Raw genomic sequence first — 12,757 nt, forward strand, 5'->3', positions numbered from 1 at the left:
ATCCACGCCCACCGCTGTGCGATTCATGCTGGATCTCCGGTATGCCTATGCGGACCTCAATAATGTTCCATTTTGGCCCTTGCATACGGTCAGTTCGCAAGGGTCGATCTTAGTTTGCTGACGTTTCACTGGGCGGGACGCGTTCATTTCATTCCCGTCATCCAACCGATACACCAACGACACGCCAGTGGACAAACAACCGGGGGTAGAGGCTCCGCATCTTGCGTAGCCATTCCTGACTACGCCGATCGTGACACCGCATCCTCTTGTACTTTCGTCGAGCCCACTGCTCAAGCCGTTGGTCAACGTAGTTGAAGAGACTATGCATCGCCGTCCGATAGAACGCCCCATAGTAGTTCCACCACCCTTGTATCGTCGTGTTGTATTGCGTCGCAAGGTCGTCCAGTGTCGCAGGTGTTCGACGGTGTATTCGCCAGCCTCGCACCGTTTGCCTCATCCGCTTCAGCGCCTCGCTACTCACCGCCGGCAGGAAACTGGTGAATCGCCGTTGGTATTTGCTCGACGCCTCCCTCGGTCTGAACGTAAAACCGAGAAACGTGAACTGCACGTTCGGATAAGTGCCAGTACGATTACTGTCCTTGCAATACACGATCTTCGACTTCTCCGGGTGCATCGTCAGGCCGCACTCTTCCAGCCGTGCGGCGATCGCTCGCATCACGGATTCCGCTTCCGCCAGGCTGCGGCAATGAACCACCGCGTCGTCGGCGTAGCGCGCAAAGGGAGACTGAGGCCATGTCCGCTGCATCCAGCTATCGAACGCATAGTGCATAAACAGATTCATCAGGATCGGGCTGACCACGCCGCCCTGTGGTGTACCCCGCGTTCGAGGCAAACTCGTCCCGTCCGCAGTTTCGAACGGTGCAGTCAGCCACCGCTCGACGTACAACAGGATCCAGCTCTCCTTGATGTGGCGTCGTACCGCTTTCAGCAGCAACGTATGGTCAATCTGGTCGAATGCCGCCTTGATATCAAACTCGACAACCCAGTCGTATTTCCAGCAACGCGTGCGCGTCACGGCAATCGCCAGTTTCGCCGACTTTCCCGGCCGATACCCGTAAGAATCCTCATGGAATATCGGGTCGAGCGTCGGCTCGATCATCAGCTTGACTACACTCTGCGCCACTCGGTCAGCTACGGTAGGAATACCCAACTTTCTCGTGCCGCCCTTGGCTTTCGGAATCTCTACCTGCTTCACCGGTGGCGGGAAGTACGACCCCGACGACATCCGGTTCCACAGCTTGTACAGATTTCCAGAAAGGTGCTGCTCGAACATGGCGATAGTTTCATCATCCACGCCAGCAGCGCCGCGGTTGGCCCTCACCAACTGGTACGCTTCCCACACGACCCGTTTCGCAATGCTGTACGGTTTCGTTGATGTCATGTCACTCATCCCCGCAATGCAGGTTGGTGACCTTCGTCAACAGGATAACGCCGCCCCTTCGCTCCACCTTCATTACGAAGGCTTCAACACTAATACGAGCAGCTCCGCCCCTCGCTCCAGCATCGGTATTCATTCTCATGGTGTCTGCCATTTGTCTTTTCCCTTAACATCCGAAGCAAGGTTCTCACGTTCCATACCAAAGCCTGTGTTGAGCTCATGCCGTCTATACACCGGCTGCCATCGAGTCCGTAATCAGGTGTCGTCCCGACTGATCCTGGAGCGGACCATCGGCTCCAGTTTTGGCAGCGTCTTAGTGGGATAACGATGCGTCATCGAACGGTTTGCTTTCGCTCATCTTCTCAACACGTACCTGCCATCCTTGACGGATGACTTTTCCACGATCGCTCACCACCACGTCTTTTGAACGCAGCAGCATCGGGCGGTTTGAAGCCTGCTCCTGAAAGCCGACTTCGGGAGGCCTGCTCCCATCTTCGGTACAGCACCGCAGGCTTCCGCCTGCGTTCGTGACACACATGGTCCCTCCCATTTTTGCAACCACGATTTTCGATGTCATTGCAGGCTCGCTTAAATCTATCCGGCGTCGATAGTGGGGATCATGCCCCGCGCCACGATGAGGTTCGCGCCTGAAGGTCCTTAAAACTGTCTCGGCTTTGGGAAGCCTAATTAATACCCAGGTTGTCCTTCAGGCCGATGTGCCGTTCATGTCATCAAATTTCAGTCGTCGCAAAACCAGTTGGGTGATTCGCCAGAAGTTGAGCCGCGCAGTCAGTCCGAAGCGACAGTCAATCCCGCACAGTACGCGGTGCCGTGGGCTGCCATTGACCACGCAGTTCGAGCCAGCTTGTTAGCCAGTGCGCAGGCGACAACGTTTGAATGTCGTCGGGTAAGCATGGCACGAACCCAGTCCGCGAGATGGCCTGTCCGTCCCTCAAGCCGCAGCATGTAGGCTCGAGCGCACGTGACGAGCAGCCGTCGGATATTCTTGTCGCCACGTCGGCTGATACCAAGCAACGTCGCCTTCCCACCGGTACTGTATTGCCTGGGAACGAGACCGACCGACGCTGCAAAATCGCGACCGCACCTGTACTGCTTGCCGTCTCCCATTTCTGCGGCCAGAACACTGGCGGTGACGGGGCCGATGCCCGGAATCGTCAGCAGGCGCTGGCCGAGCTCGTCGTCTGCGAGCTGGGCGTTAATCTCTTTCTCGATATGACCAACTTCGCTGTCGAGGTACTTGTAGTGCTCGTGCAGACGCTGAAGGATCGCGATCAGGCGTGGTGGCAATGAATGCTCAGTGAGGAAGGCTGGAAGACGCGCAACGGAAGCCTTTCCAACTGGCAGACTAACGCCGAATTCCAGCAATAAGCCGTGCATCTGGTTGATGGTTCTGGTGCGATCCCGCACGAATGACTCCCGTAGGCGATGTAGTGCGGAGAGCGTCTGCTGTGATTCGGTTTTCGCGGTGACAAACCGCATGGTGGGCCGGGAGGCAGCTTCGCAGATAGCCTCGGCTGCGTATTCCGGCGAACGTGATCACGCATTCCGGCGGATCGTGATCATGGGTTCCGAATGATCGTGATCACCCGTTTCGGTTGATCGTGATCGCGATCACAGGTTTCCGAAACGCGTGATCACGATGCCGGAATGCGTGATCACGGGACCGAAATGGGTGATCACGTAACCGGAACGTAATCCGGGTTTGAGTCTGGCGGTGGCGTTGCGCATGTATTCACCGGCGGCGTTAGCCTCCTCCCTTTTTTTGCGGGAGAAGGGCCGATGCCGACACCTCGGATGAGCATGCGCAAATTGAAGGAAGTCCTGCGACTGAAGTGGGCGTGTGGCCTGACGCATCGACAGATCAGCCGGGCTATCGGCATCAGCGTCGGGGCCGTGTCGAAGTTCGCGGCCCAGGCCACCCAGGCGGGACTCGACTGGGCCGCAGCCGAAGCACTGTCCGACGATGAACTGAACGCGCGCCTGAGGCCTGCGGCAACCGATGCCACGGCGATCGCGTCGCGACGCATCGAGCCCGACTACACGGCATTGCATCGCGAGCTGCGCCGCAAGGGCGTGACGCTGCAACTGCTGTGGGAAGAATACGCTGAAGCGAACCCCGGCCGGCGAACTTACCGCTACACGCAGTTCTGCCAGAAGTACAAGGACTGGGCGAAGTCGATCAAGCGCTCAATGCGCCAGCAGCACCGCGCCGGCGAGAAGCTGTTCGCCGACTTCGCGGGCCCCACCGTGCCGATCCTCGCGCGCAATGGCGGCGTCGAGTTCGAGGCGCATGTGTTCGTGGCCGTGCTCGGTGCATCGAACTACACGTTCGCGTGCGCGACGCGCACCGAGACGATGGCGGACTGGATCGGCAGTCTGTGCGACGCGCTGGAGTTCATCGGCGGCGTGCCCGAGCTGCTCGTACCCGACAACCCGAAGGCGCTGATCGCGCGGCCCGACCGTTACGAGCCCGGACTGGGCACGACCACGCAGGACTTCGTGAACCACTACGGCACGGCGATGCTGCCGGCGCGTCCGCGCAAGCCGCAGGACAAGGCCAAGGTCGAAGTCGGCGTGCAGATCGTCGAGCGCTGGGTGCTGGCCCGGCTGCGCCACTATCGCTTCTACAGTCTGGCCGAACTCAACAAGGCCATTGCAGAACTGATCGCCGACCTGAACCAGCGCCCGTTCAAGCGGCTCGAAGGCAACCGTCGTGAATGGTTCGAACGGCTGGACCAGCCCGTACTGCGCGCGTTGCCCGTGCGGCGCTACGAGATCGCCACCTTCCAGAAGTGCCGTGTGAACATCGATTACCACGTCGATGTCGGCGGCCACTATTACAGCGTCCCGCACAGCCTCGCACGGCAGGAGGTCTGGGCGCGCATCACGCGCCACGGCGTCGAGATACTGCATGGCGGCAAGCGTGTCGCCGCGCACGCACGCTCGCGCCTCAAAGGCAAACACACGACCATCGCGGAACACATGCCGGCCGCGCATCGCGCGCACATGGAATGGACTCCGGGCCGCCTGCTCAACTGGGGCGCATCCGTCGGCCCCGGCGCCGAGGCTGTCGTGCGGCACCTGCTGACCAACAAACCCCACCCCGAGATGGGCTATCGCGCCTGCCTCGGTCTGCTCTCGCTCGCGCGCAAGTACGGCAAATACCGCCTCGAGGCCGCTTGCCAGCGCGCATTGAAGATCGGCTCGCCCACGCGCCGCTCCGTGCTGTCGATCCTGGAAGCGGGGCTTGACCTGCAGCCCTCGCTCCCGATCACGCTCACCGAATGGCGCTCGCCCGAGCACGAGAACGTACGCGGTCCCGACTACTACCACTGACCCGAAGGAGGTCACGATGTTGATGCAGCACACCCTTACCCAACTGAAGGCGCTCAAACTGGACGGCATGGCCCGCGCGTTTGAGGAGCAGTCCGCGCTCACGGCCAGCACCAGCCTGTCGTTCGAGGAGCGCGTGGGCATGCTCGTCGATCGCGAGCTGGCCTGGCGTGATACGCGACGACTCGAACGTTTGCTGCGCGCGGCGAAGCTCAAGAACCCACAGGCCTGCGTCGAGGACATTGAATACCGGCAAAGCCGTGGCCTGGACCAGCGCATCGTCGCCACGCTTGCCGGCTGCGACTGGGTGCGCAATGCGCAGAATCTGATCCTGACCGGCCCTACTGGCGCGGGCAAGACGTGGCTCGCATGCGCGTTCGGCCAGCAGGCGTGCCGTCAGGGCTTCTCGGTGTTCTATGTGCGCGTCGCGCGGCTGTTTGAGGAACTGAAGATCGCGCACGGCGACGGCAGCTTCACACGTCGGCTCGCGCAACTCGCGAAGATCGATGTGCTGATCCTCGACGACTGGGGCTTGCAGGATCTCGATCAGGCCGCGCGCAACGATCTGCTCGAAGTACTTGATGATCGTGTCGGTACGCGCTCGACTGTGATCACCAGCCAGTTGCCGCTCGAACACTGGCATGCGTGGCTGCAGGACCCCACGCTCGCCGATGCGATTCTCGACCGGCTCGTGCATCAGGCCCACAAGCTTCCGGTCAAGGGCGATTCGATGAGAAAGAAAACGAAATCCGAATTCGCTGACGCCTGATCGTGATCACCGTCGCTATAATCCATTGACCGCGCAACACCACCTTCCAGACCGATCACGTTCGCCGAAACGACTGATCACCATCGCCGAAATCCGCACCTCGGCGTCTACAAAGTCATTCTTGTTGCTCTTTACGAACGGACGCACAAACTGCGGCGAGATCAGTTTGACCTGATGTCCGAACGTCGTCAGCAGGCGAGCCATGTGATGGGCGCCGGCACAAGCCTCCATTACAACTGTGCATGCATGAAACGTCGCGAAGAACTCGACCAGTTGCCTGCGCCCCAGTTTCTTGCGAAACACCGCCTTGCCCCTTCTATCCTGACCGTGAAGGTGAAAGGTGTTCTTTCCCAAATCGATGCCAACCATCGTGACGTCTTGCATGACAGTCTCCAATCCGGAATTGACGCCGCTAGCGTAACGCACTCGGCGAGGGCGGGGGGGACCATCTCATTACTGTCAACTCTGCGACGATAAATGTGTCACTACACGTCGCCGGCACTCCACGAGAGCCGCGACGGCTTACTGGGTTGCTCAATCCAGGACAGCACAGTTAGCACATCGCGATATACCTCATTGACCATTTTTTCTTTGGAAAGCAGGCCGTCAAAGTACGTGGCGTACGCGATGTACATCATGTCGGCGACATCGCTAGCGAGGTGAGCGCTGCCAACGGAACGATGGCCTCCACTGAGTAGCTTGCGGATGAAAAGCAGGTAGTTCGCTATTGAATATCGGGCAGGCAGTCGTCGCACAGCCCCGTCCAGCTGCCGCGGGAAATTCTGTACATCAGGATGCTTGCGGAGCGAGAAGGCAGCGAGTTCTAGCATCTGACGGACAACTTTGTTTCGTAGCGGACCTGTTGCACGGTCGAGGCCCAATCGCAGTTGCCGCTGGTCGGCCTCGGTATAAATTGAGGCCATTCCCTCGTATGCAGTGGGCAAATCGGCGACGTCGCGGCGCACTCGATCGAAATGGTCAATAGCGTCCATTGCAGTCCGTTGCACTGCGCGAATGTGAGGCTCATCGCCACCTGCAGCAACTTTGATTTGCCGGTAAAACTGCGCAAAGCCCGCTGTCTGTTCCTTGTCCACCATCCAACGCGTATGGTTCTTTGTGTCGGCTGCGGTCTTTATGATTATGCGAGTCCCTCGCAGGATGAGCACCTGTCGCGGAAATCGATGGAGAATCTCGTAGGACAGTTCAAGGTTCCTGACGGGATCACCTTTGTACGCCTCCATGCCCGCTATGTCCGGAAGCACGGCGATGTTCGCTTTGGATGCCTCGAGGTAGCGCCTCAAATCGGGCGACTGGAAATAATTTGCGTCGATAACTTTTCGCACGAGCGGATCCTGTGGATAGCTAGGCGCTCAGACCAGCGGGGAGACCACCATGCGCTGGAAGCTTCAAAAATCAATCGATTTCGTCACCAGATGGTCCGACTGACGTGATAACTGTTCTTATCTTAACGCCAACCTTCCCGGGCTAAAGTCGTCGTACACCAAACGTGCCTCGCCCTGCCGCTCGCTACCTCCGACAAACAATCCCTTGCTATCGCCACAGTCGAATTTCGACCCCGTAAGTAGTCCCCGGATCGACCGATCGGCCAGCCGCCATACCGGCGCAATGCCGAACGCCACGCGACTGAAGTTCGTAAAAAATCACTGTGCTACTGATGCTTTCAGACCTGTGCGATGTGAAGTGACACATTTAATTCGTACGGAGGCGAGTTGACGTTTTTATTTCGTTGCGAGTACAAATAATAAAATTGTCAACTCACGCCTGCAAATCGCGCTGTCTCCGCGATTCCGGATTGACAGAATTATTGCGTTCTACGTCTGCGCCTTCAACTTTCTGCCGTGTGCAGTTCATACCGCAACACCGCCGCCACCAACGCTGCTTCTGAATACGCCGCAAAGACGTCCCCCTTCAGGCCCCGCCGAATGGATGATTTAACCCATGCTGATGCTACCGGGGAGCGAAATACCTCTGCTGGAGATGGGACTCGTGGAGGGGGCGCGAAGTCGCCTGGATCGCCGAGAGCACCGCCTCTCACGGCGATCTCCTGCGCAATTGACGCCTGAACCAACACTTGAAGCTGACCAAGCAGCCTCAAGTCAAGACGTCCAGTCTGTGCACACAGAAGAATCAAGCTCCGCAGCTCAGCAATAGAGTCGGTCATCGCAATGTCTCCATACTCATGACCAAACCGGCCTGATCACGGTTTCCGCCGTTTGACCGATTCGCGCATATCGCCGTCAATCCAAATGGGCGTTCCGAATCTTCGCGACCAGCCTTTCGCGTGCGACCTGTACAGGATAGTCGGTCGTGGAGACGGTGTAATCTCCGTGCGAAATCGGCACAGCAGTTAACGTCAACGCACAACACTTCCAGAAGGGAAATTGGCGATCTCTGAGCCGCCGAGTGGGTCCGTATGGATTAATTCGGTCGCGAAGTGGTCCGATTTCCCAGGATCTGCCGCATCGCGTCCGCCTGAGTCCTCTCGGCGGCGAGCGCCTTTTCCGCGGCTTCGGCTCGGGCTTTATAGAGATCTCGCTGCTGGCCGAGCTCCTGGCGCAACGCATCAGTCTGAAGATGAAGATGCCGCTCAAGTCCTGAAAGCTGAGTAACGGTATTGCTCAGTTCGCCGAGCCGATCAGTCAACGCCTTGACCTGCGAAGCGTGTTCGGTACGTTCGTTCTCGATCTGCTTGCCCGCGACCTTTGCGGTGGCTTCCGCGGTCGCTGCGCGGTCAAGGAGCGATGCCCGCTGCGCTTCCAGTCCGGAGATTCTGGCGTAAGCATCTCGAAGTGCGGATTCGGCCACCTGTATTCGAACTTTCAGCTCGATGCGTTCGTCGTCGTCACGAATAGGCTGGGCTACGGCGAGCGTAACGGTCGATGTGGATCGCTGGTGGTCGACGGGGCGCAGTACCGCGTCAGTGGGACCGGGCGTTGATGGAAGCAGTTCGATGCCAGAAGCATGCGCTCGCTGGATCGCCTTGCTCCAAGTCTGTGCGGACGGGCGCCGGCGGATATGGAAAGCGTCGAGCAGTCGTTCGTAGGTCGATTGCCCGTAAATTCGGCCCGTACAGCGCGCGACGCCGGCGATGAACTCATCGAGAAACCGACCGTTATCACCTGGCGCGGCGGTGCGATCGGCAGCTGCCGCTACGGGAATCATCCCGCGCATCTGGTTGTCAGTGAAGGTGATTCGAGGGCGAGCCATGGAATCCTCAGGGATTTTGGTATCAGCGCCGGGACCGTGCAGCGCTAGGCGACGGACCCTGTAGCCAGTATACGGTCGGGTCGAGCCGCAGTAAATAAAATCGTAGTTTTAACCACTTTTTTTCACCATTTTGCATCATTATTTGTATAATGGTGCATTCTGTACGAATGTAGCAGATTCTGAAAACGCCGCCTATCTGACCCTCCAAATCCAAACGAAACCCATGTCCACCGAGCTCGTTATCGAGTCATATGTCGTCGAGAACCTGTCAAGCGCGCCGCCGCGCAATCGGGCGACCAGCCCGGTCCTTCCGGCCGGCCTCTCGGAGCAGGACGTCGTGATCCAGTGGCTGAAAACTAAGATAGCTGGCGACGGCCGTCTGGCCGAGACGACCCTGGCCCAGTACGTGGTCGAGGCGCGCCGGCTGTTCTGGTACGCGAGATGGATCGATACGCCTATCTCGGAATGGACGCTGGAAGAAGCCGGCGACTATCTTTCATTCCTGAAGGCGCCCGACAAGGCTGCTATCTGCACCGGGCGCGTGCCGCGCGGCGATCCGCGGTGGACGCCGTTCCGCAAGGCTCTGAGCAAGGCCTCGGCACGCCAGAGCCAGGTTATCGCCGGCAGCCTTTTCAAATGGCTGGTTGCGGTCCAGTACCTTCGGGCTGACCCCTTCGCCGGTTATGGGCTCGCCGGAAAGAGGCGTCAGCGTGGCAAAAAGCAGAAGCGGTTCGTCGGCCAGGACGGCATTGAGCTCGCCCGCGACGCCATCGCTGCCCGGGAGTGCCGGACCGACCGGGAACGGGCAAAGCAGGCTCGTGATCTCTTCGTCATGGAACTGTTCACGAAAACCGGTTTGCGGACTTCCGAGGCAATCAACGCGTCGATGGGTTCGATTCAATTCGTCCGCTTCACCGCCGCGCAGCGAGCCAAGCATCCCGAATATCCGGAAGGTGTCTGGATGCTTGAGGTCGAATCGGGGAAAGGCGGCCAGCGACGGACGGTTTCCTGCGCTGCCGTCATGGGCAGTCTGCAGGATTATCGGGTGGCCTACGGCCTCTCATCGCTGCCTGCGCCTGGAGAAACCACCCCGCTTCTTCTTGGCGCCCGGCGGCGCACCCCTGAACTCAGCAGGAATCTCAGCGCCCGCGGCGTGCGCGCCCTGCGCCGCGATCTTGGAACGATCGACGGCATCACGGACCGCTCCTCCCTGTACCGGCTGGTGAAGGCAATCTTCAAGGAGGCACTGGCGTGGTGGGATGCTCGCGATCCCGTCGAAGCGGACAAGCTTGAACGCGCCTCTACCCACTGGTTACGACACAGCTTTGCAAAGAATCTGGTCGCATCCGGTGCCGACCTCCTGATCGTTGCCAACAATCTCGGTCATGCCGATTTAAATACCACCCGCGTATACATCGACGACGAAGAGACGGCCCGGGCGTTCGAAACAGAGAAATTCCTCACAGGACGCTAGTTCCATCGCGGTCGATCGTGGAGGCACGCGACAATCCTCTGGGGAGTGAGCCGCGACACTCAATCGTCAACGCGGAGCTCTGTGAGGCTGGAGGTAGACGGGATCCCGAATGCGCGCGGTCTGGACCAGGAAGATCTCCTCTTCGGACAATTCCGGCCGGGAAAGGCCCACGGCTTCGCCGGCGAAGTGCCTGTCGAGGAGAAAGCGCGGATAGATCTCTACCATCCTATCTATGCCCACTTTCTCGTCAGTCAGCCGGTGCAGGGAGAGGCCCCGCATACCGTGCTTGAGCCATTTGAGAGCCACCATAGTTGAGGAGCGGCTACGGCGGGCTCCGTAGCGCTTGAAGTGTTCGCGATCGAAAGCAGCCTCGTGACGTTTCGCTGAGTAGCGTCGCCCACAAGGATATAGGTCTACTAGCAAGTCCAGATCTCGAGGCTCGCTCGAGCCCTTCACAGTCGAACCGAATACCCATATCCGAGCGATTCGCACCGCGTCGCGATCGCTTGCAGGTGTCGCTAAAAGTCCGTTCACGGCTCGGACTCGCGTGTGGATCTGGTAGGCCTTCTTGCGGGCGTCGCGCAGTTTCATTGTGACGAAGACTTAGCCGTAACGTGTCGATCATAACGAGATTCCGGCATTGAGAGTACTGCGGGCCCGATCCAAAAATCCGACACTACTCGTTTTTGAAATGACCTCCTTTATACTTCCTGACAGGAAGTCTCGGCATCGAAATCCGTGACTTCTGCCTTGATTCCATAAACCGGAGTGTCTAACGATGAGAAGAAATTTGCTGACACTGGCAGCGACGGCGTGTTGCTCGATCAGTACGCTTGCCAATGCGTCACTCGGGGGCAGTGTTTCCACCGTGTCGGATGATCAGATCAGGCTGGTCGCCAACCACCAAACCGCAGATAAGCCGGCAACGGCGAGCGTGGGCTACACGGTCAACGAAATGGTTTTGCCTAGTACGACAGTCGTGCGGGAATACGTTGCCGGCGGAAAAGTCTTTGCAGTGACCTGGAGTGGCCCGTCTACGCCGAATGTCCAGCAACTGCTGGGAGCATACGTGGACCAGGCAAGTGCGAGCGTGAGAGCGTACCGCCAGGCTCACGGTGGCATCGGCCCGGTCTCTGTGTCGTCTGGGGACTTCGTATTTCAATCAAGTGGCCATATGGGCTTCTATGCTGGTCGCGCCTACATCCCGAGTGCAGTTCCCAGCGGCGTCTCGCGCTCGGACATTCGATAAAGGACCCGACGATGCGAAAATTCCTCATGATCTCAGCGGCCTTGTGCCTGTTCGCCTCGATGGCAGCTTGCGGAGGAGGCGGCGGAAGTGCGAACTCCGCAGCTTCGACGACCTCGGGTAGTTCGACTTCCGCGCCTGCGGGCCAAACGAACGGCAAGCCGACGACGGGCGCGTCGCCTACCGTCGTCGCAAACCAGATGTCCGTCACGGTTGGCCCGAATGCGTGGAGCGCGCAGAACGTTCTCTACACTTCGGTCACGATCTGTGTCCCGGGTACATCTAACTGCCAGACTATCAACGACGTTCTCGTCGACACTGGGTCGTTTGGGCTGCGTCTGTTCGACTCACAAGTCACTCTTCCGCTGCAGAAGGTCTCCGCAGCAGCCGGCGGCACGTTGACCGAATGCACGACCTTCGGTTCCGGAACGGCTTGGGGCACCGTCGCACAAGTGGACATCAAGCTTGCCGGTGAAGTGGCTTCAACCACCCCTATCCAGTTGATCGCGGATCCGGCTGTCAGTGGCTCGGCCACGAGCAACTGCATTCCGACTGGCGTGACGGACCTGAACAGCCCCTCTGTAATGGGCGCGAACGGCATTCTCGGTGTTGGCTTGAACGCGGCCGATTGTGGTGCGAGTTGCGTGGCAACGACGTCCCCGGGGTGGTATTACGGTTGCCCCGCGAATGCTACGACATGCCTCGGCACAACTGTTCCCTTGGCAGACCAGGTGACGAATCCCGTGAGCATGTTCGCGCACGACAACAATGGAGTCGTGCTGACATTGCCGAGCGTTCCGCCAACAGGGGTATCGAGTGCTTCCGGCACGCTTACTTTCGGCATCGATACACAAGCTGATAATGCGCTGGGATCCGCGAAGGTCTACACGTTGAACAGCAACTACGATTTCAGCACGACGTTCAACGGCAATACGTTCCCGGAATCATTTCTCGACAGCGGTTCAAACGGACTCTTCTTCGATGACTCCATCCCCGCCTGCTCAGGAAGTACGTTCTATTGCCCCGCATCGACCATGAGTTTTTCGGCGATGATTCAGGGCTTGAACGGCAACAACGTATCGCTCGATTTCGACGTGGGCAATGCCGATGCAATGGTGGCTCGGGGGGCGTACGCGATGGACGATTTTGCAGCTCAAAGCGGGTCAACAAACATCTTCGACTGGGGTCTATCGGCATTCTGGGGGCGGTCGATCTATACCGCGATCGCAGGCACAGTGAACTCTGGTGGCCAAGGACCATTTTTCGCGTTGTGAACCGCCCTTCTCT

9 protein-coding genes and 2 pseudogenes are annotated in these 12,757 nt (G+C 58.9%); 5 read left to right on the plus strand and 6 right to left on the minus strand.

Going from position 1 to position 12,757, the window contains the following annotated elements; genetic code table 11:
* Positions 1–157 precede the first annotated feature (157 nt).
* The 3 genes and pseudogenes from ltrA to HV796_RS27480 all read right to left on the minus strand — a co-directional run.
* Positions 158–1,402: a group II intron reverse transcriptase/maturase gene (gene ltrA / locus HV796_RS27470; protein WP_217478020.1), complete on the minus strand. Its 1,245-nt coding sequence runs from the start codon at positions 1,400–1,402 to the stop codon at positions 158–160.
* Between the two features lie 310 nt (positions 1,403–1,712).
* Entirely contained in the window at positions 1,713–1,976 is a 264-nt protein-coding gene (locus HV796_RS27475; protein WP_175229651.1) for a hypothetical protein, read from the minus strand.
* Between the two features lie 212 nt (positions 1,977–2,188).
* Positions 2,189–2,935 (minus strand): annotated as a pseudogene (locus HV796_RS27480) (IS110 family RNA-guided transposase); the annotation flags it as partial.
* Positions 2,936–3,199: 264 nt separating this feature from the next.
* On the opposite strand from HV796_RS27480, the gene istA reads away from it, so the two are divergent.
* Both istA and istB read left to right on the plus strand, forming a co-directional pair.
* Positions 3,200–4,756, plus strand: coding sequence for an IS21 family transposase (istA, locus tag HV796_RS27485; RefSeq protein ID WP_175229652.1), 1,557 nt, complete (start codon positions 3,200–3,202; stop codon positions 4,754–4,756).
* Between the two features lie 16 nt (positions 4,757–4,772).
* Positions 4,773–5,522, plus strand: a complete 750-nt coding sequence (istB, locus tag HV796_RS27490; protein ID WP_175229653.1) for an IS21-like element IS408 family helper ATPase IstB — start codon at positions 4,773–4,775, stop codon at positions 5,520–5,522.
* A gap of 99 nt (positions 5,523–5,621) precedes the next feature.
* On the opposite strand, the pseudogene HV796_RS27495 reads toward istB, so the two are convergent.
* The 3 genes and pseudogenes from HV796_RS27495 to HV796_RS27505 all read right to left on the minus strand — a co-directional run.
* A pseudogene (locus HV796_RS27495) lies at positions 5,622–5,906 on the minus strand (IS110 family transposase); the annotation flags it as partial.
* A 101-nt stretch (positions 5,907–6,007) separates the two neighbouring features.
* Entirely contained in the window at positions 6,008–6,865 is an 858-nt protein-coding gene (locus tag HV796_RS27500; protein ID WP_175229654.1) for a hypothetical protein, read from the minus strand.
* Positions 6,866–7,961: 1,096 nt separating this feature from the next.
* The gene (locus HV796_RS27505; protein ID WP_175229655.1) at positions 7,962–8,714 is read right to left on the minus strand and encodes a hypothetical protein; all 753 of its coding nucleotides are present in this window, start codon (positions 8,712–8,714) and stop codon (positions 7,962–7,964) included.
* Positions 8,715–8,973: 259 nt separating this feature from the next.
* Here HV796_RS27505 and HV796_RS27510 point away from each other — a divergent pair, with 259 nt between their 5' ends.
* The 3 genes from HV796_RS27510 (at position 8,974) to HV796_RS27520 (ending at position 12,744) form a co-directional block, all read left to right on the plus strand.
* On the plus strand, positions 8,974–10,224 hold the full coding sequence (locus HV796_RS27510) for a tyrosine-type recombinase/integrase (protein WP_175229656.1): 1,251 nt from the start codon (positions 8,974–8,976) through the stop codon (positions 10,222–10,224).
* 778 nt (positions 10,225–11,002) lie between these two features.
* Positions 11,003–11,473 carry a DUF2844 domain-containing protein gene (locus HV796_RS27515; RefSeq protein WP_175229657.1) on the plus strand — a complete coding sequence of 157 codons (471 nt, stop codon included), beginning with the start codon at positions 11,003–11,005 and terminating at the stop codon, positions 11,471–11,473.
* Between the two features lie 11 nt (positions 11,474–11,484).
* Positions 11,485–12,744: a DUF3443 family protein gene (locus HV796_RS27520; RefSeq protein WP_175229658.1), complete on the plus strand. Its 1,260-nt coding sequence runs from the start codon at positions 11,485–11,487 to the stop codon at positions 12,742–12,744.
* The last annotated feature ends 13 nt before the right edge of the window (positions 12,745–12,757 follow it).

It is taken from the genome of Paraburkholderia humisilvae (assembly GCF_902859855.1).
Classification (GTDB): domain Bacteria; phylum Pseudomonadota; class Gammaproteobacteria; order Burkholderiales; family Burkholderiaceae; genus Paraburkholderia; species Paraburkholderia humisilvae.

Bases quoted from the DNA above. Each gene is read 5' to 3' on its own strand.
- ltrA (WP_217478020.1), bottom strand. From the start codon at position 1,402: ATGACATCAACGAAACCGTACAGCATTGCGAAACGGGTCGTGTGGGAA.
- HV796_RS27475 (WP_175229651.1), bottom strand. From the start codon at position 1,976: ATGACATCGAAAATCGTGGTTGCAAAAATGGGAGGGACCATGTGTGTC.
- istA (WP_175229652.1), top strand. From the start codon at position 3,200: ATGCCGACACCTCGGATGAGCATGCGCAAATTGAAGGAAGTCCTGCGA.
- istB (WP_175229653.1), top strand. From the start codon at position 4,773: ATGTTGATGCAGCACACCCTTACCCAACTGAAGGCGCTCAAACTGGAC.
- HV796_RS27505 (WP_175229655.1), bottom strand. From the start codon at position 8,714: ATGCGCGGGATGATTCCCGTAGCGGCAGCTGCCGATCGCACCGCCGCG.
- HV796_RS27510 (WP_175229656.1), top strand. From the start codon at position 8,974: ATGTCCACCGAGCTCGTTATCGAGTCATATGTCGTCGAGAACCTGTCA.
- HV796_RS27515 (WP_175229657.1), top strand. From the start codon at position 11,003: ATGAGAAGAAATTTGCTGACACTGGCAGCGACGGCGTGTTGCTCGATC.
- HV796_RS27520 (WP_175229658.1), top strand. From the start codon at position 11,485: ATGCGAAAATTCCTCATGATCTCAGCGGCCTTGTGCCTGTTCGCCTCG.